This is a genomic window from Modestobacter sp. URMC 112, assembly GCF_053502575.1.
Window position 1 is genome coordinate 4,555,750 of sequence record NZ_CP199957.1, and the last position, 24,574, is coordinate 4,580,323.

Genomic DNA, 24,574 nt, shown 5'->3' on the forward strand with positions numbered 1-24,574 from the left:
GGACCCCTCCGCCCCTCGTCGAGCTCGGGCGGGATCCTGCGGCGAGGCCGTCGGAGGACACGGCGCCCGGACGACGGAGGGACATGGGCAGCCCGGGATCGCGTGCGGTGGGACCACCGCCCGACCCCGGGCTGCTGTCGCTCTACGACCGCGCCCTGCCAGAGGTGTTCGGCTACCTGCTGGCCCGCTGTGGCCAGCGGGCTCTCGCCGAGGACCTGACCGCGGAGACCTTCCTGGCCGCGGTCCGCGCCGGCGACGCGGCGATCTCGGTGGGCTGGCTGATCGGCACCGCCCGGCACAAGCTGGTCGACCACTGGCGGCGTCTGGAACGGGAGGACCGCGGCCTGCGGCTGCTCGAGGGCGGTCGTGCCGACGTCGAGGACCCCTGGGACGCCCAGCTCGACGCGCTGCGGGCCCACGAGGTGCTCGGCCGACTCGGCCCGGCGCACCGCGCCGCGCTGGTGCTGCGCTACTTGGACGACCTGACGGTGCCGCAGGTCGCCGAGGCGCTCGGTCGCACGCTGCACGCCACCGAGGCGCTGCTGGTCAGGGCCCGCCGCGCCTTCCGGTCCGCCTACGAGTCCACCGAGCAGCAGTCGGGGGATCCGCGATGAGCGACGTCGACCGCCCGTTCCGCGTGCTGGCCGGCTCCGACGGCCCGGTCGAGCCCGACCCCGTGTTCGCCGCCCGGCTGCGGGCCCGTCTGCAGCGCGAACTCCTCCGAGCCCGCCCGACCCACCCCGACCCCACCGGAGGCCCTGCGATGTCCCCGCTCACCCCCTACCTCGTGGTCCGCGACGCCCGCGCGGCGATCGACTGGTACACCGACGCGCTCGGCGCCCGGCTGGTCGGCGACCCGTACGTGATGGACGACGACCGGATCGGCCACGCCGAGCTGGACGTCGGCGGCGCCCAGCTGTACCTGGCCGACGAGTACCCGGAGCTGGGGCTGGCGGCGCCCGAGCCGGGCCGGGTCGCGGTCTCGCTGCACCTGACCGTGCCCGACGTCGACGGCGCCGTCACCCGGTCCGCCGAGCGCGGTGCCACCGTGGAGCGGCCACCGGCCGACGCCCCCTACGGCCGCACCGGCGTCGTGGTCGACCCGTACGGCCACCGCTGGATGCTGCAGGCCGCCACGGCGCCCCCGGCGGAGCCGCGCCCGCCACTGCGGCCGGGGGACGCCGTCTACCTGACCCTCAACGTGCCCGACGGCCGCCGGGCGCTGGAGTTCTACGGCGCCGTCCTCGGCTGGTCGGCCGTGCCCGGGCGGGTTCCCGACGGCTGGCAGGTCGAGGGGCCGACCCCGATGGTCGGCATCGGCGGCGGCGCGACCGAGCCGGGCACCGTGCCGATGTACGCCGTCGCGGACGTCGACGCCGCCGTCGCCGCGGTCCGCGCCGCCGGCGGGGAGGCGGGCGAGGTCGAGCGGCAGCCCTACGGGCGGTCCGCCCTGTGCCGGGACGACCAGGGGCTCCCGTTCTGGCTGGGCGAGCTGTCCTGAAGGAGGACCCCTTCCTCGAGAAGAGCCCCGTCCTGCTCGAGAAGGACCCCGCTCTCCTCACCACTCGCGAGCTCGCGGTGAGCCTCTGAGCGGGGGCCGTGTCGGCTCACGGTGAGCCTCTGAGCGGGGCCACGTGGGCTCGGGGCGGGCCGCGGGGCCTCAGTCGCGCAGCGGGCTGCTGTCCGCCGGCTCGTCGCCGCGGGGCGCGCCCGGCTCGGCCCGCGGAGCACCGCCGAGGTCGTCGACCAGCAGCCGGTCGCGGCGCACGTGCCGGCGGCGGTAGGCGATCCGGCTCACCATGTGCGCGCTGACCGGCGCGGTGAGCAGCTGGAACACCGCGACCAGCAGCAGCATCCAGGTCACCGACGAGCCGGTGAGCCGGATCGCCCCGCCGACCATGATCAGGAGCACACCCACGACCTGCGGCTTCGTGCCGGCGTGCATCCGGGACAGCACGTCGGGGAAGCGGAGGAGCCCGATCCCGGCGGTGAGGCAGAAGAACGCGCCGAGCAGCAGGCACGCCGCGGCGACGACGTCGGCCGCCGAGTCCACGTCGTTCACCTCGGCTCCCCGCCCGCCGTCGTCCCGGCGCCGGGCGGGCCGCCGGCCTGCCCGGCGGTCTGCTCGGCCGCCGGCGGCAGGCCGACGTCCTGGCCGTCGTCCGCCGAGGCCATCAGCATGCCGCCGATGTACCGGGCGACCGACACCGAGCCGACGAAGCCCAGCAGGGACACGACGACGAGCACCGGGACGACGGTCGGGTTGCGGGTGAGCGCGGCGTAGACGGCCAGCCCGGCGCTGATGATGACCAGCAGCGCGTCGGTGGCGACCACCCGGTCCAGCAGGGAGGGGCCCAGCGCGAGGCGGACCAGCGCGAGCAGGACCCCGCCGCCCAGCATGGCGAAGGTGAGCACGGAGACGACGGTCACGAGGTGCCCCTCCCGGCGGGACGGCGGTCGAGCGCGGCGATGTCGGTGGCGGAGCCGAAGGCCCGCACCACCCGCTCCTCGGTGGCCAGCACCCGCGCGCGCTGCTCGTCGACCTCGGCGAGGTCCCGCACGGAGAGCAGGTGCAGCGCGAAGGTCCGCTGCTCCCGGTCCAGGTCGATGACGATCGACCCGGGGACCAGGCACAGCGACTCGGCGATCATCGTGAGCAGCAGGTCGGAGTCGCTGCGCAGCTGCACGGAGATGATCGCGCCCTGCCGCAGCCCGGAGGGCCGGATCGCCTCCCACGCCACCTGGGCGCTGGACACGACCAGGTCCACGGCGAAGTGCCCCACGTAGCGCAGCACCGCCAGCGGGTGGAACCGGGCGCCGCCGGTCACCGGCGGCAGGGGGAGCAGCCAGGTGACGGCCACCGCCACCAGGGTGCCGGAGATCAGGTTGGCCCACGACCAGGTTCCCCACAGCAGGTTCCAGACCAGGACCAGCGAGACCAGCAGCGGCACTTGGTTGCGCAGCCGGCGGACGGCGACGTCGGGAGCGGTCACCGGGGTGTCCCCTCACCGAGGACCGACTCCAGGTACGGCGTGCGCTCCCGCAGGTCGGCGGCGGCGCGGTCGGTGTAGCCGTACAGCCCGCCGGCGACCACCGTGAGCGAGGCGGTCACCGCCACCATCGCCACGGTGGCGCCGAGCATCACCCGCGGCAGGGGCCGCGCGGGGCTCGGGCGCCGGTTGCGGGACCCGTCGCCGAGACCGTCCTCCGCCGGGGCGGTGGCGGTGGCGACGGCGCGGTGCCGGGCCCAGGCCCGCTGGCGGGCGGCCGCCCGGATGCGCCGGCCGCCCGCCGCGGACACCCCCGGATCCCCGAACGGCCGGCTCGCGCCCTGTCGGGCGGCCACCCCGACGGGCTCGCGGCCGGCGCCGTCCCCGGCCCGCTGCCCGTCCGGGACGGGCGCCGGGGACGGCGCGGACCCGGTGTCCGGACCGGCGTCGGCCGCGGCGGCCCGCGCGGTGTCGGCCGCCGGCTCCTGCGCCGGGGGCCGCCAGAAGGCGCGGGTCCACACCCGGGCGATGGCGACCAGGGTCAGCAGGCTGGTGACCACGCCGCCGGCGACCAGCACGAGCGCGGGTCCGCTGCCCTCGGCGACGCCCGCCTGCAGCAGACCGAGCTTGCCGATGAACCCCGACAGCGGGGGGATCCCGGCCAGGTTCATCGCCGGTACGAAGAACAGCACCGCCAGCAGCGGGGAGGTCCGGGCCAGCCCGCCGAGCCGGTCGACCGAGGTGGACCCGCCCTGCCGTTCCACCAGCCCGGCGACCAGGAACAGCGTCGTCTGGATGGCGATGTGGTGGGCGACGTAGAAGACCGCGCCGGCCAGTCCGGCCGTCGTCCCCAGGGCGATCCCGAACACCATGTAGCCGATGTGGCTGACCAGGGTGAAGGACAGGATCCGCCGGACGTCGGTCTGGGCGACCGCGCCCAGGATGCCGATCAGCATGGTCGCCAGGGCGGCCCAGAGCAGCACGTCGTCGAGCGCCCCGCCGGGGAACAGCAGCGTCTGGGTGCGGATGACCGCGTAGACGCCGACCTTGGTGAGCAGGCCGGCGAACACCGCGGTGACCGGCGCCGGGGCGGTCGGGTAGCTGTCGGGCAGCCAGGCCGACAGCGGGAACACCGCGGCCTTGATGCAGAAGGCGATGAGCAGCATCGACTGCAGCAGCAGCTGGGTGCCCTCGGGCAGGTCGGCGACCCGGACGGCGAGCTGGGCCATGTTGACCGTGCCGGTCGAGGCGTAGACCAGGGCGATCGCGGCGAGGAACAGCAGAGAGCTGAGCAGGCTGACCACGACGTAGGTGATCCCGGCCCGGATCCGGGGGGCCGAGCCGCCCAGGGTCAGCAGCACGTAGCTGGCCGTGAGCAGGATCTCGAAGCCGACGTAGAGGTTGAACAGGTCACCGGCGAGGAAGGCGTTGCCCACGCCGGCGATCAGCACCAGGAACGTCGGGTGGAAGATCGACAGCGGCGTCTCCTCGTCGCCGTCCGCCGAGCCCTGGCCGACGGCGAAGACGAGCACGCCCAGCGCCACGGTGCTGGCGACGACCAGCATCAGCGCGGACAGCCGGTCGACCACCAGGACGACGCCCAGCGGCACCGGCCACCCGCCGACCGACACGGCCTCGGCGCCGTTCGCGTCGGCGAGCAGCAGCAGCGCCACAGAGACGGCGAGGACGGCGGAGAGCACCAGGATGCTCAGGGTGCGCTGCACGCGCGGGTGCCGGCCCACCAGCAGGGCGCCGGCCGCGCCGAGCAGCGGCAGCAGCACCGGCAGCGGGGTGAGGACGCTGGTCACGGGCCGCTCCGCTGGGTCGGCGGGAGCTCGATGTCGTCGGCGGCGATGCCGCGGTACAGCCGCTCGAACCGCTCCTCCACCTCGACGTCGGACACCAGGCTGTCGGCGTGCCCGGCCGGCCGGTCCTCCGGCGCGAGGTCGTCGGGGTCGATCTCGTCGGCGTCCGTCGCCTGCCGGGCGGCGACCCGCCGGTCCTCCTCGTCGATGCCGACGACCTCCTGCCGGACCAGCCGCCACGAGCGGTAGATCAGCGCCAGCAGGAAGGCGGAGATGCCGAAGGTGATCACGATGGCGGTGAGCACGAGCGCCTGCGGCAGCGGGTCGCTCATCTGCTCCGGGTCGTTGGCCCCCAGGATCGGGGCCAGCCCGGCGGGACCGCCGGTGGACAGCAGGAGCAGGTTGGTGGCGTTGCCCAGCAGCAGGAAGCCCAGCAGCACCCGGGTGAGGCTGCGGTCCAGCAGCAGGTACACCCCGGCGGTGTAGAGCCCGCCGATGACCACCGGCAGGACGACGGTGGGGGTCATCGCACGATCACCTCGTCGGGGGTGGAGTCGATGGGGTCGTCCTCGTCCACCTGGCGGTCCAGCTCGGCGCCCAGGCTGCGCAGCACGTCGAGGACCAGGCCCACGACGATCAGGTAGACCCCGATGTCGAAGAACAGCGAGGTCACCAGCTTCACGTCGCCGAGGACCGGGAGGGTGGTCTGCAGGATCGCCGTCTGCAGCACCTCGGCGCCCAGGCTGAGGCCGACCACCCCGGTGCCGCCGGAGAACAGCAGCCCGGCGCCCATCAGCAGGCCCGGGTCGACCGGCGCCGCCTCACCCAGCTCGTACCGGCCGCCGGCCAGGTAGCGCAGCACCAGCGCCAGCCCGGCGACCAGTCCGCCGGCGAAGCCGCCGCCGGGCTCGTTGTGCCCGGTGAACAGCAGGTAGAGCGAGAAGACGACGACGGTGTGGAACAGGATCCGGGTGACCACCTCGAGCACCACGGAGCGGCGCTGCGGTGGCAGCAGGGCGCTGGCCGCCAGCCACTGGTTGCGCGGGGCCCAGCGGGCCCGCGGAGGTGCCGCCGGCACCAGGTCCCCGGCGCGGGCCACGACACCGGTCCGGCGGCGCAGGAAGACCAGGCTGGCCACCCCGGTGGCGGCCACGACCAGCAGGGAGATCTCGCCGAGGGTGTCCCAGGCCCGGATGTCGACCAGCGTCACGTTGACGATGTTCTGCCCGCCGCCGAACTCGTAGGCCTGCTCCGGATAGTCCACCGACACCGGCTCGGCGGTGCGGGAGGCCAGCGTCACGGCGCCGACGGCGGCCATGAAGGCCCCGACGCAGCCGGCGATCACGGCCCGGACGGCGCGTTCGCGTGGCCGGTGCCGCTCGGTGATGTCCTTGGGCAGCTTGCGCAGCACCAGCACGAAGGTCACCAGGGTCAGCGTCTCGACCAGGAACTGGGTCAGCGCCAGGTCCGGGGCGCCCTGCAGGATGAACAGCACGCCCAGCGAGTAGCCGGTGACGCCGACGACCAGCACCGCGGACAGCCGCTGCCGGATCCGGATGGCCAGGAACGCCGCGATGACCGCGGCGGCCCCGACGAGGGCCTGCACCGGGGAGTCCCAGGCCCGCCACTCCCCCGGCCACGGGGCACGGAAGACCAGGATCGAGCCCGGCAGGGCCAGCACGACGACGAGGATCGTGCCCAGGTAGGCCGGCAGCGAGCCCCGCTGGGTGGTGCCGGTGACCAGCACCGACAACCGGTCCAGCGCCTGCATCGTGTTCCAGTAGCCCTCGTCGGCCGAGGCGCCGACCGCCAGCCGGGACTGCAGCCGGGTGACCCGGCGGCGGACGGCGAACAGCGCCGCGCCGCCGAGCACGGTGACCGCGGACAGTCCCAGGGCCGGCTGCAGGCCGTGCCAGACCGCGAGGTGCTCGGCCTCCGCGGCGACCAGCGGCAGGGTCGCGGCGTACGCGGCGACCAGCGGGTCGAGCACCGGGCTGGCCGGGCCGGCGACCAGCCCGCACAGCGCGAGCAGCGCCGGCGCGGCGAGGAACAGCGGGCCCGGTGCGTGCACCAGCTCGGCGGGCTCGGTCGCGGGCAGGCCGGGCTTGCGGGCGAACGCGCCCCACAGGAACCGCGCCGAGTACGCCACGGTGAGCACCGACCCGGCGACCAGCCCGACCAGCACGAGCACGGCCGCGGCGCGGTCGGGCAGGCCGCCGTCCCAGAGCGCGGTGAACGCCGCCTCCTTGCCGACGAAGCCCAGCAGCGGCGGCAGCCCGGCCATGGACGCGGCGGCGAGGGTGCCGATGACGGCCAGCACGGGCAGCCGGCGCCCCAGCCCGGACAGCCGGCGCAGGTCCCGGACGCCGGTCGCGTGGTCGATGACCCCGACGGTGAGGAACAGCGTGGACTTGAACAGCCCGTGGGCCAGGATCATGGCCAGCCCGGCGGCGGCCAGCTCGGCGCTGCCGGCACCGACCAGCGTCATGAGGAAGCCCAGCTGGCTGACCGTGCCGAAGGCCAGCAGCAGCTTGAGGTCGTTCTGCCGCAGCGCCCGGTAGCCGCCGACGAGCATGGTGGCCACGCCCAGGCCGAGCACGACCGGCCGCCATCCGGGGACGTCGGCCAGCCCCGGGGCCAACCGGGCGACCAGGTAGATCCCGGCCTTCACCATGGCTGCGGCGTGCAGGTAGGCGCTGACCGGGGTGGGCGCCTCCATCGCGGCGGGGAGCCAGAAGTGGAAGGGCACCATCGCCGACTTGGTGATCGCCCCGACCAGCACCAGCGCCGTCCCGGCGACCAGGTACGGCCCGCTGCCGGGGTCGGCCACCACCTCCGACAGCAGGTGGCTGCCGCTGGACTCGCCGATGAGGAGCAGCCCGACCAGCATCGCCAGCCCGCCGGCCGTGGTGAGCACCAGCGCCTGGCTGGCGGCCCGCCGTCCGGCCAGCCGCGTCCCGGACCCGCCGATGAGCAGGAACGAGAAGACGGTGGTGAGCTCCCAGAAGACGTAGAGCAGCAGCATGTCGTCCGCGACGACCAGGCCGAGCATGGCGCCGGCGAACGCGGTCAGGACGGCGGCGAAGCGACCCTGGCCGTCGTCGCCGGGCTCGAAGTAGCGGGCGCAGTAGACGAGCACCAGCGCGCCGACGCCGGTCACCAGCGCGGCGAAGGCCAGCGACAGCGCGTCCAGCCGCAGCGTGACCGCCAGGTCCAGGGTCGGGATCCACGGCGTGGTCTCCCGCACCTCCCCGCCGCCGGTGACCGAGCCGAGCCGCCCGAGCACCCAGCCGAAGCCGGCCGCGGGCACCAGTGCGAGCGCGAGGAACGCCTGCCGGCCCCACCAGCGGACCAGCAGCGGCGCGACCAGGGCGGCCAGCAGGTGCAGCAGGAGGAGTGCGGTCATGTGTCTCCGGGGTCGTGGGGACGGCGGCTCGGGGACGACGGCGGACCGGGGTGCGGTGGCGCGGCGGTGCCCTCACCCTACCAGCGGCTTTCGATTTGTTCGATTTCGGCGGAGATCGGGCCTATGCTCCCGGCCGTGCACCCGACCGCCGCCGGCGAACACACCGTGGACCCGCCGACCGACGAGACCGCCGCCGGGCAGCTGCGGGCGCTGGTGGCCGCGCTGCCGGCCGCGGCGGGGTGGACGGTCGGGGACGCGGACGGTGCCCGGTTCGACCTCCCGCCCGAGCTGCTCGACGTGCTGGCCCGGTCGGCCGCCGCCCTCGGCGCGGGACGGCCGGTCACGCTGTCCTGCCACGAGCCGGTGCTGTCGACGCAAGAGGCGGCCGACCTGCTCGGCGTCAGCCGGCCCACGCTGGTCCGGCTGCTGGACCAGGGCGTCATCCCCTACGACCAGCCCCGCCGGCACCGCCGGGTCCGGCTCGCCGACCTGGTCTCCTACCAGGGGCGCTGCCACCACGACGAGCGCGACGCGGGGGCGGCGGACGGGGCTCAGCAGCCGGGCGTGACCGGACCGCTCCCGTAGGCGGACGCTCCCGCCCGGGCCCGTCACGTGCTTTCTCGGGCTCGAGCACGTGTGCTCGAGCCCGAAAGAGCACGTTCGAGGCGTGTGGGGGCGGGTGGGCCGAGGCGCTCTCAGGCCTCGGCGATCTCCGCCGCGGCCAGCCAGTCGGTCTCGACCTGCTCCTTCTCCGCGTGCAGGGCCTTCAGCTGGGCGTCGAGCTCCGCGGCCTTCGAGTAGTCGGCGGCCGCGTCGGCGAGCTGCTCGTGCAGCCGCTTCTCGTCGGCGTCGAGCTTCAGCATCCGGCGCTCCAGCCGGGACGCCTCCTTGCGGGCGGCCCGGACGTCGGCCGCCGACGCGGCGGCGCCCGCCGCGGGAGAGCCCACCGAGGAGCCCAGCGACGCCGGACCGGCTCCCGGCGCCGAGCTGAGCGCGGCCTGGCCGGCCGCCCGGCGCGACAGGTACTCCTCAACCCCGCCGGGCAGCGCGGCCAGGGACCCGTCGCCGAGCAGCGCGACCACCGAGTCGCAGACCCGGTCGACGAAGTACCGGTCGTGGCTGACGACCAGCACCGTGCCGGGGAACCCGTCGAGCAGGTCCTCCAGCGCGGTGAGGGTGTCGATGTCCAGGTCGTTGGTCGGCTCGTCGAGCAGCAGCACGTTGGGCTCGGCCATCAGCAGCCGCAGCAACTGCAGCCGCCGGCGCTCGCCGCCGGAGAGGTCACCGACCGGGGTCCACTGCCGGTTGGCGGCGAAGCCGAACCGCTCGGCCAGCGAGGACGCCGAGATGTCCTGGTTGCCGATCCGGGCGATCCGGGCGACGTCCTGGACCGCCTCCAGCACCCGGGCGCGCGGGGGCAGCTCGGTCACGTGCTGGGACAGGTAGGCCGGCGCGACGGTCTGACCGACCACGACCCGGCCGGAGTCGGGCCGGGTCTCCCCGACCAGCAGCTTGAGCAGCGACGTCTTGCCCGCGCCGTTGACCCCCACGATGCCGATCCGGTCGCCCGGCCCGACGTGCCAGGTCAGGTCGCGGAACAGCGGCCGCGGGCCGTCCTCGGTCGGGACGGCGAAGTCGACGTCCTCGACGTCGTAGACGGTCTTGCCCAGCCGCCGGGCGGCGAAGCCGGCCAGCGCCATCGAGTCCCGGGGCGGGGGCTCGTCGGCGATCAGCGCCTGCGCCGCCTCGATCCGGAACTTCGGCTTGCTGGTGCGGGCCGGGGGGCCGCGGCGCAGCCAGGCCAGCTCCTTGCGGACCAGGTTGAGCCGGCGCTCCTCGGTGACCGCGGAGATCCGGGCGCGCTCGGCGCGGGCCAGGGTGTAGGCGGAGTAGCCGCCCTCGTAGGCGTGCACGCTGCCGTCGGCGACCTCCCAGGTGGTCGTGCACACCTCGTCGAGGAACCACCGGTCGTGGGTGACCACGACCAGGCCGCCGGCCCGCTGGCGCACGTACTCGGCCAGCCACGCGACGCCCTCGACGTCGAGGTGGTTGGTCGGCTCGTCGAGCACCAGCAGGTCCAGGGGGCGGATCAGCTGGGCGGCCAGCGCGACCCGCCGCCGCTCGCCCCCCGACATCGGCGCCACCGGGGCGTCCAGCCCCAGCCGGTCGAGCTCGAGCCCGGTGAGCACCGAGCGGACGGCGGGGTCACCGGCCCACTCGTGCTCGGCGGCGAAGGCGGAGGTGGGCAGGACGACGTCGCGCACCGTCGTCCCCGCGGGGAGCGTGCCGGACTGGTCCAGGACCCCCATCGCCAGGTCGCCGCGGCGGGTGACCCGCCCGGAGTCGGGCTCGTCGCTCCCGGTCAACAGGGAGAGCAGCGTGCTCTTGCCGCCGCCGTTGCGGCCGACGACGCCGATCCGCTCACCGGCCGCGACACCCAGGGAGACGTCGTCGAGGATCACGGTGGTGCCGTGCGCCTTGTGCACCCGCTCGAGGTTGACCAGGTTCAGGGGTGCGCTCATCAGGCCCCGAGTCTTCCAGGCCGCAGGACGGCTCCCTTGCAGGGGCCCGCCCCGAGCTCGCGAGGCGGGGGGGGGGAGGGTGGTCCTTCTTCACGCCAGGCGGGTGACCTCGACGGTGACGGTGTGCCCCTCGCTCCTCGGGCCGGAGAAGATCCCCTTGAACGGTGGCACGTCGGCGTAGTCGCGGCCGCGGCCCAGCGTCACGTGCCGGTTGCCGATCTCCGTGGAGTTGGTCGGGTCGAAGCCGTGCCAGCCGCCGTCCCACCACTCGACCCAGGCGTGGCTCTCCCCGGTGACCGGCAGCCCGATCCCCGCCGCCGGCCGGGGGTGCAGGTAGCCCGAGACGTAGCGGGCCGGCAGCCCGACCGCCCGGAGCAGCCCGACCGACACGTGCGAGATGTCCTGGCACACCCCCTTGCCCGACGTCCAGGCCTGCATGGCGTTCGTCTTCACGTTCGTCGACCCGGACAGGTACTCCATGTGGTCCCGGACGAACCGGCAGACGGCGTGCCCGGCGTCCCGGGGTCCTGCGTCGCCGACGGCGGCGCGGGCGTCGCGGACCACCGGCTCGTCGATCGCGGTGAGCGGGGTGGGCCGGAGCATCTCGCCGAACCGGTCGAGGACGTCGGGGTCGGCCAGCCCGGCCCAGTCCAGCGGGTCGGGGACGTGCTGCTCGGGGCCGGCCTCGACCACCGAGGTGGCCTGCACGACCAGCTCGGTGTGCGGGCCGTGCAGGTCGAACGCGGTGACCGTGGAGCCCCAGTAGTCCCGGTAGGCGTGGACCGTGGCCGCCGGCTCGATCTCCACCCGCGAGCGCAGCGTGGTCTGCCGGCCGCTGTTCTCCGGGGTCACCCGCGCCTCGTTGTAGGACGACCGGACCGGCCCGGCGTAGCGGAAGGCGCTGCGGTGCACGACCTGCAGCCGCCAGCGGTCGCCGGCCGCCCGCACCGGCCCGTTCTGGGTCTGGGTGCGCCCGGACTGCGACTGGGACTGCGCCGGACCGGAGGACGGGCTGCTGCTCACAGGACGCCCTCCGGCACCCAGACCTGGGGGGCCTGCTCGGTGAAGAAGCGGTTGGTGACGGCCTCGCTGGCCAGCGAGCAGGTGCGCTGCAGCTCGTCGAGCCGGACCGGCAGCTTGGCCAGGATCTCGTCGGTCTGCATGAACTCCAGCATGGTGCGGGCCCGGCCGACGATGCGGTGCGCCTCCCCGGCCACGCCGATCCGGTGCCCGTCCCGGACGTTGGCCCGCTCCAGCTCGGCCAGGCAGCCCTCGGCCTGCTCGAGGGCGGCGAACACCGACCGTGGGAAGAGCCGGTCCAGCAGGAGGAACTCCGCCGCCCGGCTGGAGTTGACCGCACCCCGGTAGGTGCGCAGGTAGGGCTCGTAGGCGCCGGTGGAGCGCAGCACCAGCGTCCAGGACGGCGCGGCGTCCCCGGCCAGCACCCGGGTGGACAGCATCCGCGAGGTCATGTCGACCCGCTCGAGCGAGCGGCCGAGGATGAGGAACAGCCAGCTCTCGTCCCGGCTCATCGTGGCGTCGGCCAGGCCGAACACCATGGCCGAGCGCTCCCGGACGAACCGGAACAGCGAGTGCGGGCCGTACCGGCGGGCCATCGTGCGCTGCTGGGGCAGCGCGTTGTGGGTGACGTTGAGCGACTCCCAGATCTCCGCGGACAGCACCTCGCGGGCGCCCCGGGCGTTCTCCCGGGCCGCGGACAGCGCGCCGACGATCGAGCTGGGGCTGGTGCGGTCGAAGGCGAGCGCGCCGAGCACCCGCTCGGTGTCGGCCTGGTGCGGCTCGCACGGGGACCCCATCAGCGCGAGCAGGTTCCCGCAGGCCCGCCGCTCGTCGATCCACGGGTCCTCGACCAGCCGCTGGGTGTGCACGTCGAGGATCCGGGCGGTGTCGTCGGCCCGCTCCACGTACCGGCCGATCCAGAACAACGACTCGGCGATCCGGCTCAGCATGACGGCCTCGCCCGGAGGCTCGGCGCGAGCTTGCGAGGGTCGAGAGGGGCGAGGTCCTTCAATTGTTGCTGCTGCTGGGCCTGGGCGATGGCGTTGTCGTTGGCCGGGCCGGGGTCCTGCGCGGGCGGCTCGGCCGGCAGGTCGGCGGTGGTGAACTCGATCCGGGTCACGTCCGGGGACGGCGCGGTGTCCGGCACCGGGCGCGGCGGGGACAGCACCCAGGTGTCCTTGGACCCACCGCCCTGGCTGGAGTTGACCACGAGCTCCCCCTCCGGCAGCGCCACCCGGGTGAGCCCGCCGGGCAGCACCCACACCCGCGAGCCGTCGTTCACGGCGAACGGCCGCAGGTCGACGTGCCGCGGGGCGATCCGGCCGTTGATCAGGGTCGGGGACGTCGACAGGCCGATCGGCTTCTGCGCGATCCAGTCCCGGGGCGCGGCCCGGACCTTGACGGCCAGCTCGGCCAGCGTCCGCTCGTCGGCCCGCGGCCCGATGACGATGCCCTTGCCCCCGGACCCGTCGACCGGCTTGAGCACCAGCTGGTCCAGGGAGGACAGCACCCACTCGGTGGTGTCGGCGTCGTCGAGCCGGTAGGTGTCGGCGTTGGCCAGCACCGGCTCCTCGGCCAGGTAGTACCGGATCAGGTCCGGGACCCAGGTGTAGAGCAGCTTGTCGTCGGCCACCCCGTTGCCGACCGCGTTGGCGATGGTGACCCGGCCGGCACGGGCGGCGTTGAGCACCCCGGCGCAGCCGATCACCGAGTCCGACCGGAAGTGCACCGGGTCGAGGAACTCGTCGTCGATGCGGCGGTAGATGACGTCGACGCGCTGCTGGCCGTCCGTCGTCCGCATGCTGACCTGGCCTCCGGAGCAGACCAGGTCGCGGCCCTCGACCAGCTCGACACCCATCTGGCGGGCCAGCAGCGCGTGCTCGAAGTAGGCGGAGTTGTAGACGCCCGGGGTCAGCAGGACGACGGTCGGGTCGACCACGCCGGCCGGCGCCGAGGCCTTGAGGGCGGCCAGCAACCGGCCCGGGTAGTCCGCGACCGGCTGGATGCGGTGGTCCCCGAACAGCTCGGGCAGCACCTGGCTCATCGCCGCCCGGTTGGTGATCACGTAGCTGACCCCCGACGGCGAGCGGAGGTTGTCCTCCAGCACCCGGAAGTCCCCGGCCTCGTCGCGGACCAGGTCGATGCCGCTGACGTGCACCCGCACCCCGTTGGCCGGCACCAGCCCGTGCGCGGCCCGGTGGAAGTGCGCGCTGGTGGTGACCACGCTGCGCGGCACCACCCGGTCGGTGAAGACCTCGCCGGCGCCGTAGACGTCGGCCAGGAACGCCTCCAGCGCCTGCACCCGCTGGGCCACGCCGCGCTCGACCAGCGACCACTCCTCGGCGCCGATCACCCGCGGCACGATGTCCAGCGGGAAGGGCTGCTCCTCGCCGGCGTGCGCGAACGTGACACCGGCGTCCCGGTAGGTCTGGGAGAGCACGTCCGCCCGGGCCGCCAGCTCCTCGCCCGACATGGGCTGGAGGGAGCCGTAGAGACCGGTGTACGGCGCCCGTGGCCGGGACGGGGCCTCGAACATCTCGTCCCACTGCCGCCCGAGCGGGTAGCCGTCGAAGAGGTCCGCCATGCGACGAACCTAGACAGGGCGTGTGTCCCGCGCGTTTCGGCCGCGGCCGGCCGCCGGCGAGGTCCACGAACCCGGTGGCGCGCGGTGGGGTTGCCACGGGGCCGGGGAGCCTGCACGGTCCGGGGGTGGACGACGACCGGCTGTGGGCCCAGGTGTCGGCCGAGCGACAGGACCTGCTCACGCTGCTGCAGGAGCTGCGACCGGCCGAGTGGGAGACGCCGACCCTCTGCGACGGGTGGCGGGTGCGGGACGTGGTCGGCCACCTGACCATGGCCACCGACACCCCGCTCAGCTCCGCGGTGGTGGGGATGGTGCGGGCCGGCTTCGACGTCGACCGGTTCCTCCGGCGGACGGCGGTGCAGCGCGGCTCAGCGCCTCTGACGACGCTGCTGTCGGGATGGCGGCGGGCGGTGACCAGCCGGCGCACCCCGCCCGGCGGCACCCCCGGCCAGATGCTGGTGGAGGTGGTCAGCCACACCCAGGATCTCCTGCGCCCGCTGGGCCGACCGCGGGCCACGCCGCCCGAGCACCTCCGCTGCGCCCTGGACACCGCCGTCCGGCTCGGCGGCCCGTTCGGCAGCCGGCAGCGCGCGGCCGGCCTGCGGCTGGTCGCCCCCGAGCTGGACTGGACCGCGGGCGAGCCGGGCGCGCCGGAGGTCCGCGGACCGGGCGACGCGCTGCTGCTCGGGATGCTGGGGCGCGCCGGCGTGCACCGCGAGCTGACCGGGCCCGGGGTCGCCCGGTGGAGCGGGGCCTCCGAGCCCGGGCGTCCCGGTGGCGGATGACCGTCCCGGCCACCCAGCTCCACGACACCTGCAGCGGTGAGTAGTCGATCCACCGCAGGGGGTCAGCGCCCACCGGCGGACCCCACTTGCTCTACGTGACCATGGTGTTGCCTGAACTCCGCCCAGTAGCTTTCGGGCCTGGTCGTCGACGTCGATGCGCACGCCGGGGCGGCCGGACCGAGGACAGCAGGCGCCGAAGCGGGGGCCTGGCTGCGTCACCCATCCGAACGCCCCGGGAGTCCGCATGAGCCACACCCTGTCCCGCGGTCGCGTACGCGCTGCACTCGCCACCCCCGTCGCCGCGGTGCTGCTCACGGTGCTGCTCGTGCCGCCTGCACACGCCGCTCCGGCACAGCCGGCCCCGATCCCCCCGACCACGTCCGAGGTCTCCTGGACGGACTGCCGGGACGGTTTCGAATGTGCCACCGTGCCGGTCCCGCTGGACCACGACGACCCGCTCGGCCCGCAGATCGGCATCTCGGTGATCCGGCTGCCCGCCGGCGACCCCGGTCAGCGCATCGGCTCGCTGCTGCTGAACCCGGGCGGCCCCGGAGGGTCGGGCGTCGACTTCGCCCGCGGCGTCGCCCAGATCCTGCCGCTGGAGCTGCGCGGGCGCTTCGACATCGTCGGGTTCGATCCCCGCGGGACCAACCGCAGCACGCCGCTGCGCTGCTTCGAGACCTTCGACGAGGCGCTGTCGGTCCTCCCGCCGTTCCCGTACCCGGACACCCCTGCCGAGGAGGAGGTGCAGCGCGAGTCCGACGACGCCCTGGCCGCTGCCTGCGCCGCGCGCGGCGGCGACATCCGTGACCACATGTCCAGCGCCGACGTGGCCCGGGACATGGACCTGCTCCGCCAGGCGTTCGGCGACGAGGCACTGACCTACCTCGGCTTCTCCTACGGCTCGGTGCTCGGGCAGTACTACGCCAACCTGTTCCCCTCCAGGGTCCGCGCCCTGGTCCTCGACGGCGTCATCGACCCGGTGGCCTGGACCACCGGCCAGGGCAAGGAGGCGGACACGACTCCCCTCGGCACCCGCCTCGCCAGCGCCGAGGGCTCCCAGCGCACGCTGGACGAGTTCTTCCGGCTGTGCGACGAGGCTGGCCCGGAGTGCGCCTTCTCCGGCGACGCCGCTGGGCGCTACGCGGCATTGGGCGAGCGGCTGCGTGGACACCCGGCCACCGTCGTCGACCCGTTGACCGGTGAGACCTTCGGGATCACGTACAACGACCTGGTCGCCGTGACGGTGGGCGCGCTGTACGCCCCGTTCGTCTGGCCCGACTTCGCGTTCCTGCTCGCCGACCTCGAGCGGGAGCTCTCCCCGGCCGAGCTGGGGGAGAGCGTGTCCGTGCTCCGCACCGAGCTCGGACTCACGCGCGCCCCACAGGAGCAGTACCCGAACTTCCTCGAGGCGGGGCCCGGCGTCGGCTGCTCCGACAGCGTCAACCCGACGTCGTTCGAGGCGTGGCAGACGGCCGCGGACGACGCCGAGGACCGGTACGGCCGGTTCGGACGGCTCTGGAACTGGAGCTTCAGCGTCTGCCGGTCGTGGCCGGACACCGCCGGGCAGGACCGCTACCTCGGTCCCTGGACGGCACAGACGTCGTCGCCGGTGCTGGTCGTCGGCAACCAGTTCGACCCGGCCACCCCGTACTCGGGTGCTCTGGCCGCGTCCGAGCTGCTGCCGAACTCCCGGCTGCTGACCTACGCCGGATGGGGCCACACCGCCTACTTCGGTGCCGGCAACTACTGCGTGAACAGCCACGTCACCCACTACCTGGTGACCAGCGAGGTGCCTGCCGCGGACACCGTGTGCCAGCCCGAGGGCTCGCCGTTCGGACCGACGGCGGCAGAGACACCGAGCACCGCTCAGGCGGGGGACGAGCTGCGCGCGGTGGACCTCCCGGTGGCGGTCCGGCACGCCCTGGACGCCGGCTGATCCGGCGCACCGTCGGATGAGCAACCTCGACCGCCGTCCGGCCGCCCGCGAGCTGGGCGGCCGGACGGACACACCGGCCCACCCGGTCCTGGACCTGCTGCCGGGCAAGGAGGTGCTGCTCGGGGAGAGCACCGTCGTCCGCCGGCTGCTGCCCACCCTGGGCCGGCGGATGGTCGGGGCCTGGGCGTTCGTCGACCACTACGGCCCCGACGACATCGCCGCCGGCCCGGGCATGCAGGTGCCGCCGCACCCGCACACCGGGCTGCAGACGGTCTCCTGGCTGCTGGAGGGCGAGGTGCACCACCGCGACTCGGTGGGCAGCGACCTGCGGTTCGGCCCGGGCGAGCTGGCGCTGATGACCGCCGGACAGGGCATCGCGCACTCCGAGCAGTCCCCCGCCGTCCATCCGCGGTACCTGCACGGGGCCCAGCTCTGGGTGGTCCTCCCGGACGACGACCGGTCGGTGCCCGCCGCCTTCGAGCACCACGCCACGCTGCCCGGCTTCACCTCCGAGGGGCTGACCGCGACCGTGCTCATGGGTTCCTTCGGCGGTGCCACCTCACCCGGCCGGGCGTACACGCCGCTGGTCGGGGCCGACCTGGACCTCGCCGCCGGGGCCGACGTCGAGGTACCGCTGGAACCGGACTTCGAGTACGCGCTGCTGACCAGCTCCGGCGCGGCCACCGTCGAGGACGCCCCGCTGACGCCCGGCGCGATGCTCTACCTCGGGACGGGGCGGCGGTCACTGCGGCTGCGCGCCGAGGAGGCGAGCCGGCTGCTGCTGCTCGGCGGCGAGCCGTTCGAGGAGCAGATCGTCATGTGGTGGAACTTCGTCGGCCGGTCCGGTGAGGAGATCGCCGGGTTCGCCGAGCAGTGGGACGCCGAGGCGAGCGGCGGCGACCGGTTCGGTGCCGTCGCCGGGTGGGACGACGTCCGGATGCCGGCGCCGCCACTGCCCTCGCTGCCCCTCAAGCCCCGCGGCCGCGAGCGCTGAGGAAGGACCCCCTGCCCCCCCACCCTTCGCAGGCTTAGGGCGGGCCCCTGGAAGGGCGCCGACCCCGGTGGCCCTCCTGCAGGGGCCCGCCGCGAGCTTGCGAGTGGTGGGGGGCAGGAGGGTCCTTCCTCAGTTCCCGCTGGAGAAGGCGGCGTCGAAGGCGGCGGCCGGCGGGTCGAAGGCGAGCCGGCGCACGAACTCCAGCGCCTCCGGAGCGCCGACCAGGCGGTCCATCCCGGCGTCCTCCCACTCCACCGAGATGGGACCGGCGTAGCCGATGGTGTTGAGCATGCGGAAGCAGGCCTCCCACGGGACGTCGCCGTGCCCGGTGGAGACGAAGTCCCAGCCGCGCCGCGGGTCGGCCCAGGGCAGGTGGGAGCTGAGCCGGCCGTTCCGCCCGTTCCCGACCTGGCGCTTCGCGTCCTTGCAGTCGACGTGGTAGATCCGGTCCCTGAAGTCCCAGATGAAGCCGACCGGGTCGAGGTCCTGCCAGACGAAGTGGCTGGGGTCCCAGTTCAACCCGAAGGCCTCCCGGTGCCCGATGGCCTCCAGCGTGCGGACCGTCGTCCAGTAGTCGTAGGCGATCTCCGACGGGTGCACCTCGTGGGCGAACCGCACCCCCACCTCGTCGAACACGTCCAGGATCGGGTTCCACCGGGCGGCGAAGTCGGCGTAGCCGTCTTCGACCATCGACTCGGGCACCGGCGGGAACATCGCCACGGTCTTCCAGATCTTGGACCCGGTGAAGCCGACGACGACGTCCACGCCCAGCGCGCGGGCGGCCCGCGCGGTCAGCTTCATCTCCTCCGCGGCCCGGCGGCGCACGCCCTCGGGGTCGCCGTCGCCCCAGACCCGGGGGTGGACCATGCCGCGGTGCCGCTCGTCGATCGGGTCGTCGCAGACCGCCTGGCCGTTGAGGTGGTTGGAGATGGCGAAGACCTGCAGCCCGTGCTGCTCCAGCAGGTCCAGCCGGCCCTTGACGTAGGAGTCGTCCTCCGCGGCCCGGGCGACGTCGAGGTGGTCGCCCCAGCAGGCGATCTCCAGCCCGTCGTAGCCCCACCCGGAGGCCAGCCGGCACACCTCCTCGAACGGCAGGTCGGCCCACTGGCCGGTGAACAGGGTGACGGGACGGGGCATCGGAGAAGGTCCTCTCGTTGGGTCGTTCCTGCGGCCTCGGTCAGGGACTGCGCTGCCGGTACCGGGAGCGCGGGGCTCCTGGTACCGGCAGCCCCCGGGTGGTGGAGCTACCTGGGGATCTCGGTCCAGGTGGAGCGGTCGGCGGCGCTGCGCTCGACGGCGTCGAGCACCCGCTGGACCTGCAGACCGTCGGCGAAGGACGGCGTGGGCTGCTGACCGGCGGCCAGCGCGGTGACCAGGTCGACGACCTGGTGGGTGAAGCCGTGCTCGTAGCCGAGGCCGTGACCGGCCGGCCACCAGGCCGCGACGTACGGGTGCTGCGGCTCGGTGACCACGATCCGGCGGAAGCCGGCCACCTCGGCGGGCTCCGTGCCGTCGAAGAAGTGCAGCACGTTCATGTCCTCGAAGTCGAAGGCCAGGCTGCCCGCCGACCCGTTGACCTCGATCCGGATGGCGTTCTTGCGGCCCAGCGCGAACCGGGTCGCCTCGAACGTGGCCAGCGCCCCGCCGGTGAACCGGCCGAGGAAGACCGCGGCGTCGTCGACGGTGACCTCGCCCATCTCGGCGCCGCCGACCCCGGTCAGCTTCCCGGTGGCCGTCGGCAGCGGCCGCTTGGGCACGAAGGTCTCCAGCAGGGCGCTGACCCCGGTGAGGACCTCGTCGGTGATGAACTGGGTGAGGTCGACGATGTGCGCCCCGATGTCGCCCAGCGCACCGGACCCGGCCTTGTCCTTCTCCAGCCGCCAGGACATCGGCGCGGACGGGTCGGCGATCCAGTCCTGCAGGTACTGGGCTCGGACGTGCCGGATCTCGCCCAGCCGCCCGTCGGCGACCAGCTGGCGGGCGAGCGCGACGGCCGGCACCCGCCGGTAGGTGAAGCCGACCATCGCCCGCGCCCCGGAGGCGGCGGCCCGCTCCGCCGCGGCGGTCATCGCCTCGGCCTCGGCGACCGAGTTGGCCAGCGGCTTCTCGCACAGCACGTGCTTGCCGGCCTCCAGAGCGGCGATGGCGATCTCGGCGTGGGTGTTCCCGGGGGTGCAGACGTCGACCAGGTCGACGTCGTCCCGCTCGACGACCCGTCGCCAGTCGGTCTCGGTGCCGGCCCAGCCGAGCCGCTGTGCCGCGGCGCCGACCGCGGCCGGGTCGCGGCCGGCGAGCACGGTCATCCGCGGGTCGAGCGGCAGGTCGAAGAACCGTGGCGCGGTGCGCCACGCGTGACTGTGGGCGGCGCCCATGAAGGCGTACCCGATGAGGCCCACGCCGAGCGTGGGTCGCGCTGCTGCGGACATGGGTCAGCTCCAGGTGGGGTGGTCGCCGGGGCGCGCCGTGCGCCCCGGCGACCACGAGGGGATCAGGACTCGAACGCGGAGTCGATGTACTGGTCGACGTTGTCCGCGGTGACCACCGGCGCGTTGAGCACGATCTCCCGCGGCACCTCCGGGGAGTTCAGGTCCGAGAGGCTCTTGTCCTGGGCGATGAGCCGGGCCAGCTTGATGCCGTCGGCGGCCTGCGTGGACGGGTAGACGACCGTGGCCTCCAGGACGGTGTTGCCCTCCTGGATGGCGCGCATGGCGTTGGCCGACCCGGCGCCGCCGACCATGAAGAACTCGTCCCGGCCGGCGTTCTCGATCGCCGCGAGGACGCCGACGCCCTGGTCGTCGTCGTGGTTCCAGATGGCGTCGATCCGGGGAGCGGCCTGCAGCAGGTTGGCCGTGACCTCCTCGCCGGACTCGACGGTGAACTCCGCCGCGACCCGGTTGCTCACCTCGAGGCCGCACTCGGCCAGCGCGTCGGCGAAGCCCTGGCTGCGGTCCTGGGTCAGCGGCAGCGAGTCGATGCCGGCGATCTCGGCGACGACCGCGTCGGGCTTGTCGCCCAGCCGGTCGCACATGTACGTCCCGGCCGAGACGCCCATGCCGTAGTTGTCACCCAGGATCGTGGCCCGTGCGGCGAAGGGGCTGTTGAACTCGCGGTCGACGTTGATGACCGGGATGCCGGCCTCCATCGCCTGCAGCGCGACCGGGGTCAGCGCGGCGCCGTCGAAGGGCAGCAGCACGATGGCGTCGACGCCGTCGTTGATAAACGTCTCCACCTGGCTGATCTGCGTGCTGACGTCGTTGGTGCCCTCGGCGACCACGAGCTCCACGTCCTCGTACCCCTCGGCGGCCGCCTGTGCGGCCGAGGAGATGCCGGCCATCCAGCCGTGGTCGGCGGCGGGCGCGGAGAAGCCGATCCGCACCGTGTCACCGGCCTCGTCGTTGTCGCTCGCGGCGGCGTTGCCGCCACCGCCGCCCGAGCTCTCGCCCTCGGGGGTGTTGCTGGTACAGCCGGTCACCAGCACGCCGGCGCCCACCAGGGCGACGGTCGTGGACATCATGCGGCGGAACCGGCGCTGCCTCGTTGCAGACATCTTCGCTCTCCTACGTCGCGCCCCTGGCGGGAGCCAGGCGGCCGGGGTGGTGGTGGTGCACCGGCCGCCGGTGGCGCCGGGTGGTGCTGACCGGGGGTGGTGGGCCGCGGTCAGGTCTGAGCGGCGCCGCCTGCGCCGGGGCGGTCCTCGGCCGCGGCTCCGGGGCGGGCCCCGGCCGGCGCGCCCGGCGTCGCCGATCCGCCGCCGGCCGCGCCGGCGGGACCACCGGTCGCCGTGGTGGCCCCGGACCGGCGGGTCCACGGGCTGCCGCCGGCCAGCCGCTGCTGCAGCAGCACGGCGGCCACGATGATGACGCCGCGGGCGACCGCCTGGGCCGAGCTCGACAGGTCGTTGAGGGTGAAGACGTTGCCGAGCGTGGTGAAGATCAGCACGCCCAGGACGGTGCCGACGATCGTGCCCCGGCCGCCGAGCAGCAGCGTCCCGCCGATGACGACGGCGGCGATGGCGTCGAGCTCGTAGAGCGTCCCGTGCGTGGAGCTGCCGGTCGTCGTGCGGGCCATCAGCATCACGGCGGCGATCCCGCAGGTGACGCCGGAGAGCACGTACAGCAGCACCGTGTGGCGCTGGACGCGGATGCCGGCCAGGCGGGCGGCCTCGGCGTTCCCGCCCACGGCGAACGTGCGCCGGCCGAAGGTCGTCCGGTTGAGCAGGACCCAGCCGGCGACGGCGACCAGCGCGAAGATGATCACCAGGGTGGGGACGCCGAGGACGTCACCGGCGAAGAACGCCAGGAAGTCGCGGTCCTGGACGATCTGGGTCCGGCGGTTGGCGATGATCTCGGCCAGGCCGCGGGCGGCCGCCAGCATCGCCAGGGTGGCGATGAAGGCGACGAGCTTGCCGTAGGCGATCACCACCCCGTTCACCAGCCCGGCCCCCGCGCCGACCAGCAGCGCGGTGACGACCATGACGATCCAGTGCACGTCCTCGGCCATGGCCTGGGTGGACAGGGTCGTCGCCCAGATGGAGGCCAGCGCGACCAGGGCGCCGACCGACAGGTCGATGCCCCCGCCGATGATCACGAACGTCATGCCGACGCTCACGACGCCGATCACCGACGCCGCCCGCAGTATGGTGAGCACGTTGTCGACGTCGGCGAACCGGTCACCCGCGGTGGCCAGGCCGACGACGCACAGCAGGACGAGCGCGACGACCAGTCCGAGGTTGCGGCCGATCGGCCCCGACATGAAGCCGGCACCTCCGGCGCCGCGCTGCCGAGCGGGCGAGCCCGCCGGTGGGGTGCCGCCCACGCCGGTCGTCGCGGTGGTGCTGGCGCTCATGCCACGTCCCCTTCGTGCGGTCGTGCGACCAGTGCGGACCCCGCCCCGGGGACCGTTCCTTCCATGACGAGGTCGAGCACCCGGTGCTCGTCGAACTGCTCGGCCGGACCGTCCGCGACGACCCGGCCGTCGGAGACGACCAGCACCCGGTCGGCCAGGCCGAGGACCTCGGGGATCTCGCTGGACACCACGACCACCGCGACGCCGCGGTCGGCGAGCGCGCGGACCAGCGCGTAGATCTCCGACCGGGCGCCGACGTCGACGCCGCGGGTGGGCTCGTCGAGCAGCAGCACCCGGCAGTCGCGCAGCAGCCACCGGGCCAGCACGACCTTCTGCTGGTTGCCGCCCGACAGCGTGCGGACCTCCCGGTCGACGTCCACCGGCCGCAGGTCCAGGGCCTCGGCCTGGCTCCGGGCCGCGGCCCTCTCGGCACCTCCGGAGAGGAAGCCGGCCCGGGCGAACCGGGCGAGGCTGGACATGGTGATGTTGCGGTAGATGGGGTCGCCGAGGACCAGGGCCTGGCTCTTGCGCTCCTCCGGGGCCAGCCCGATGCCGGCGGACACCGCCGCGGCGACGTCCCCCCGGCGCAACCGGCGGCCGCCCACCCGGACGGTGCCGGTCGTGGGGTGGCGGGCGCCGTAGAGCGTCTCCAGGATCTCCGAGCGGCCGGAGCCGACCAGCCCCGCGAGCCCGAGGATCTCCCCGGGGCGGACGGCGAAGGAGACGTCGGAGAACCGGCCGGCCAGGCTGAGCCCCTCGACCTCCAGCAGCGGCTGCCCGTCGGCCGGAGGACGCCCGGCCCGGGGCGGGAAGACGTACTCGATGGTCCGGCCGGTCATCAGCGTGATGACCTCACGCGTGGGTGTCTCCCGGGCGGGCAGGCCGGTGGCGACGGTCCGGCCGTCCTTGAGGACGGTGATCCGGTCACCGATCTGGCGGATCTCCTCCAGCCGGTGGCTGATGTAGACCACGGCGACGCCGTGCCGGGTGAGGTCGCGGATGACGGCGAACAGCCGCTCGACCTCCTCGTTGTCCAGCACGGCCGACGGCTCGTCCATGATGATCAGCTGGGCGTCCTGGGACAGCGCCCGGGCGATGCTGACCATCTGCTGGGCGGCGGCCGGGAGCTGCCCCACCTCGGCGGTGGGCCGGATCTCGGGGTGGCCGAGCCGGGTGAGCAGGGCGGCGGCCGCCCGGTTGGCCTGGGCAGGCCGGGTGACGCCGAACCGCGAGCTCTCCCGGCCCAGGAAGACGTTGTCCGCGACGGTGAGCCCGGCGACCAGGTCGAGCTCCTGGTAGATCGTCGCGATGCCCAGCGACATGGCCGCCTGCGGGTCGCCGAGCCGGACCGGCTCGCCGCGCCAGGTGATGCGGCCCTCGTCGGGCTGGTGCGCGCCGGCCAGGACCTTGATCAGGGTGGACTTGCCGGCGCCGTTCTGGCCGAGCAGGCAGTGCACCTCCCCCGGCCGCACGTCGAGGTCCACGCCGCCCAGCGCCCGGACCCCGGGGAACTGCTTGACGATGCCGTGCATCTCCAGGAGGGGTGCGTCCCCGGGCACGGGCCCCGCGGCGGAGTTCGTACGACTGCCGTCCGGCGACCGTCCGGCCATCGAGACCACCTCCGACTTTTGCCCAGCGCTGACCATTAGTGCGTGACGCGGAACACTAAGGTCGCGTTGCGCTG

At 74.3% G+C, this 24,574-nt stretch carries 21 protein-coding genes; 6 read left to right on the forward strand and 15 right to left on the reverse strand.

What is annotated here, in order from left to right:
* Positions 1-83: 83 nt before the first annotated feature.
* A complete protein-coding gene (locus ACWIX6_RS21685) occupies positions 84-614 on the forward strand; it encodes an RNA polymerase sigma factor (protein ID WP_448614515.1) in 531 nt (176 codons plus the stop codon).
* Positions 611-1,501, forward strand: a complete 891-nt coding sequence (locus tag ACWIX6_RS21690) for a VOC family protein (protein ID WP_448614516.1) — start codon at positions 611-613, stop codon at positions 1,499-1,501. The genes ACWIX6_RS21685 and ACWIX6_RS21690 overlap by 4 nt, the downstream gene beginning before the upstream one ends.
* Positions 1,502-1,660: 159 nt before the next feature.
* On the opposite strand, the gene mnhG is transcribed toward ACWIX6_RS21690, so the two are convergent.
* From mnhG to ACWIX6_RS21720, 6 genes are read right to left on the reverse strand one after another with little or no spacing between them, the layout of a single operon-like run.
* Positions 1,661-2,062 (reverse strand): monovalent cation/H(+) antiporter subunit G, encoded by a 402-nt coding sequence (gene mnhG, locus ACWIX6_RS21695; RefSeq protein WP_448614517.1) that lies wholly within the window; start codon positions 2,060-2,062, stop codon positions 1,661-1,663.
* Positions 2,059-2,430 (reverse strand): monovalent cation/H+ antiporter complex subunit F, encoded by a 372-nt coding sequence (locus tag ACWIX6_RS21700; RefSeq protein ID WP_448614518.1) that lies wholly within the window; start codon positions 2,428-2,430, stop codon positions 2,059-2,061. The genes mnhG and ACWIX6_RS21700 overlap by 4 nt, the downstream gene beginning before the upstream one ends.
* On the reverse strand, positions 2,427-2,993 hold the full coding sequence (locus ACWIX6_RS21705; protein ID WP_448614519.1) for a Na+/H+ antiporter subunit E: 567 nt from the start codon (positions 2,991-2,993) through the stop codon (positions 2,427-2,429). Before ACWIX6_RS21705 ends, ACWIX6_RS21700 begins: the two co-directional genes overlap by 4 nt.
* Positions 2,990-4,798, reverse strand: coding sequence for a Na+/H+ antiporter subunit D (locus ACWIX6_RS21710; protein WP_448614520.1), 1,809 nt, complete (start codon positions 4,796-4,798; stop codon positions 2,990-2,992). Before ACWIX6_RS21710 ends, ACWIX6_RS21705 begins: the two co-directional genes overlap by 4 nt.
* Entirely contained in the window at positions 4,795-5,322 is a 528-nt protein-coding gene (locus ACWIX6_RS21715; protein ID WP_448614521.1) for a Na(+)/H(+) antiporter subunit C, read from the reverse strand. Before ACWIX6_RS21715 ends, ACWIX6_RS21710 begins: the two co-directional genes overlap by 4 nt.
* Positions 5,319-8,201 (reverse strand): Na+/H+ antiporter subunit A, encoded by a 2,883-nt coding sequence (locus ACWIX6_RS21720; RefSeq protein ID WP_448614522.1) that lies wholly within the window; start codon positions 8,199-8,201, stop codon positions 5,319-5,321. Before ACWIX6_RS21720 ends, ACWIX6_RS21715 begins: the two co-directional genes overlap by 4 nt.
* Positions 8,202-8,336: 135 nt before the next feature.
* Here ACWIX6_RS21720 and ACWIX6_RS21725 point away from each other — a divergent pair, with 135 nt between their 5' ends.
* Positions 8,337-8,786 carry a helix-turn-helix domain-containing protein gene (locus ACWIX6_RS21725; RefSeq protein ID WP_448614523.1) on the forward strand — a complete coding sequence of 150 codons (450 nt, stop codon included), beginning with the start codon at positions 8,337-8,339 and terminating at the stop codon, positions 8,784-8,786.
* 110 nt (positions 8,787-8,896) lie between these two features.
* On the opposite strand, the gene ACWIX6_RS21730 is transcribed toward ACWIX6_RS21725, so the two are convergent.
* The 4 genes from ACWIX6_RS21730 to ACWIX6_RS21745 all read right to left on the reverse strand — a co-directional run bounded on the left by ACWIX6_RS21730 (position 8,897) and on the right by ACWIX6_RS21745 (position 14,327).
* Entirely contained in the window at positions 8,897-10,723 is a 1,827-nt protein-coding gene (locus ACWIX6_RS21730) for an ABC-F family ATP-binding cassette domain-containing protein (RefSeq protein WP_448614524.1), read from the reverse strand.
* Between the two features lie 90 nt (positions 10,724-10,813).
* Positions 10,814-11,746 (reverse strand): transglutaminase family protein, encoded by a 933-nt coding sequence (locus ACWIX6_RS21735; protein WP_448614525.1) that lies wholly within the window; start codon positions 11,744-11,746, stop codon positions 10,814-10,816.
* On the reverse strand, positions 11,743-12,693 hold the full coding sequence (locus ACWIX6_RS21740) for an alpha-E domain-containing protein (protein WP_448614526.1): 951 nt from the start codon (positions 12,691-12,693) through the stop codon (positions 11,743-11,745). The genes ACWIX6_RS21735 and ACWIX6_RS21740 overlap by 4 nt, the downstream gene beginning before the upstream one ends.
* Positions 12,687-14,327 carry a circularly permuted type 2 ATP-grasp protein gene (locus tag ACWIX6_RS21745; RefSeq protein ID WP_448614527.1) on the reverse strand — a complete coding sequence of 547 codons (1,641 nt, stop codon included), beginning with the start codon at positions 14,325-14,327 and terminating at the stop codon, positions 12,687-12,689. Before ACWIX6_RS21745 ends, ACWIX6_RS21740 begins: the two co-directional genes overlap by 7 nt.
* A gap of 125 nt (positions 14,328-14,452) precedes the next feature.
* Between ACWIX6_RS21745 and ACWIX6_RS21750 the strand changes: the two genes are divergently transcribed.
* The 3 genes from ACWIX6_RS21750 (at position 14,453) to ACWIX6_RS21760 (ending at position 18,045) form a co-directional block, all read left to right on the forward strand.
* Positions 14,453-15,112 carry a maleylpyruvate isomerase family mycothiol-dependent enzyme gene (locus ACWIX6_RS21750; protein WP_448614528.1) on the forward strand — a complete coding sequence of 220 codons (660 nt, stop codon included), beginning with the start codon at positions 14,453-14,455 and terminating at the stop codon, positions 15,110-15,112.
* A 244-nt stretch (positions 15,113-15,356) separates the two neighbouring features.
* Positions 15,357-17,051 carry an alpha/beta hydrolase gene (locus ACWIX6_RS21755; RefSeq protein WP_448614529.1) on the forward strand — a complete coding sequence of 565 codons (1,695 nt, stop codon included), beginning with the start codon at positions 15,357-15,359 and terminating at the stop codon, positions 17,049-17,051.
* Between the two features lie 16 nt (positions 17,052-17,067).
* The gene (locus tag ACWIX6_RS21760; RefSeq protein ID WP_448614530.1) at positions 17,068-18,045 is read left to right on the forward strand and encodes a pirin family protein; all 978 of its coding nucleotides are present in this window, start codon (positions 17,068-17,070) and stop codon (positions 18,043-18,045) included.
* A 129-nt stretch (positions 18,046-18,174) separates the two neighbouring features.
* Here the strand turns inward: ACWIX6_RS21760 and ACWIX6_RS21765 are convergent, their stop codons facing one another.
* The 5 genes from ACWIX6_RS21765 to ACWIX6_RS21785 all read right to left on the reverse strand — a co-directional run bounded on the left by ACWIX6_RS21765 (position 18,175) and on the right by ACWIX6_RS21785 (position 24,422).
* On the reverse strand, positions 18,175-19,182 hold the full coding sequence (locus ACWIX6_RS21765) for a sugar phosphate isomerase/epimerase family protein (RefSeq protein ID WP_448614531.1): 1,008 nt from the start codon (positions 19,180-19,182) through the stop codon (positions 18,175-18,177).
* A 107-nt stretch (positions 19,183-19,289) separates the two neighbouring features.
* Positions 19,290-20,471 (reverse strand): Gfo/Idh/MocA family protein, encoded by a 1,182-nt coding sequence (locus tag ACWIX6_RS21770; RefSeq protein ID WP_448614532.1) that lies wholly within the window; start codon positions 20,469-20,471, stop codon positions 19,290-19,292.
* Between the two features lie 62 nt (positions 20,472-20,533).
* Complete coding sequence (locus tag ACWIX6_RS21775) at positions 20,534-21,592, reverse strand: substrate-binding domain-containing protein (RefSeq protein ID WP_448614533.1); 1,059 nt, start codon at positions 21,590-21,592, stop codon at positions 20,534-20,536.
* Positions 21,593-21,702: 110 nt separating this feature from the next.
* Entirely contained in the window at positions 21,703-22,890 is a 1,188-nt protein-coding gene (locus tag ACWIX6_RS21780; RefSeq protein ID WP_448614534.1) for an ABC transporter permease, read from the reverse strand.
* Complete coding sequence (locus ACWIX6_RS21785; protein WP_448614535.1) at positions 22,887-24,422, reverse strand: sugar ABC transporter ATP-binding protein; 1,536 nt, start codon at positions 24,420-24,422, stop codon at positions 22,887-22,889. Before ACWIX6_RS21785 ends, ACWIX6_RS21780 begins: the two co-directional genes overlap by 4 nt.
* Between the last annotated feature and the right edge of the window lie 152 nt (positions 24,423-24,574).

Excerpts from the sequence above, each read along its gene's own strand:
- ACWIX6_RS21770 (WP_448614532.1), bottom strand. The coding sequence starts at position 20,471 with ATGTCCGCAGCAGCGCGACCCACGCTCGGCGTGGGCCTCATCGGGTAC.
- ACWIX6_RS21765 (WP_448614531.1), bottom strand. The coding sequence starts at position 19,182 with ATGCCCCGTCCCGTCACCCTGTTCACCGGCCAGTGGGCCGACCTGCCG.
- ACWIX6_RS21745 (WP_448614527.1), bottom strand. The coding sequence starts at position 14,327 with ATGGCGGACCTCTTCGACGGCTACCCGCTCGGGCGGCAGTGGGACGAG.
- ACWIX6_RS21740 (WP_448614526.1), bottom strand. The coding sequence starts at position 12,693 with ATGCTGAGCCGGATCGCCGAGTCGTTGTTCTGGATCGGCCGGTACGTG.
- ACWIX6_RS21785 (WP_448614535.1), bottom strand. The coding sequence starts at position 24,422 with ATGCACGGCATCGTCAAGCAGTTCCCCGGGGTCCGGGCGCTGGGCGGC.
- ACWIX6_RS21755 (WP_448614529.1), top strand. The coding sequence starts at position 15,357 with ATGAGCCACACCCTGTCCCGCGGTCGCGTACGCGCTGCACTCGCCACC.
- ACWIX6_RS21775 (WP_448614533.1), bottom strand. The coding sequence starts at position 21,592 with ATGTCTGCAACGAGGCAGCGCCGGTTCCGCCGCATGATGTCCACGACC.
- ACWIX6_RS21720 (WP_448614522.1), bottom strand. The coding sequence starts at position 8,201 with ATGACCGCACTCCTCCTGCTGCACCTGCTGGCCGCCCTGGTCGCGCCG.
- ACWIX6_RS21730 (WP_448614524.1), bottom strand. The coding sequence starts at position 10,723 with ATGAGCGCACCCCTGAACCTGGTCAACCTCGAGCGGGTGCACAAGGCG.
- ACWIX6_RS21780 (WP_448614534.1), bottom strand. The coding sequence starts at position 22,890 with ATGAGCGCCAGCACCACCGCGACGACCGGCGTGGGCGGCACCCCACCG.
- ACWIX6_RS21690 (WP_448614516.1), top strand. The coding sequence starts at position 611 with ATGAGCGACGTCGACCGCCCGTTCCGCGTGCTGGCCGGCTCCGACGGC.
- ACWIX6_RS21715 (WP_448614521.1), bottom strand. The coding sequence starts at position 5,322 with ATGACCCCCACCGTCGTCCTGCCGGTGGTCATCGGCGGGCTCTACACC.
- ACWIX6_RS21685 (WP_448614515.1), top strand. The coding sequence starts at position 84 with ATGGGCAGCCCGGGATCGCGTGCGGTGGGACCACCGCCCGACCCCGGG.
- ACWIX6_RS21760 (WP_448614530.1), top strand. The coding sequence starts at position 17,068 with ATGAGCAACCTCGACCGCCGTCCGGCCGCCCGCGAGCTGGGCGGCCGG.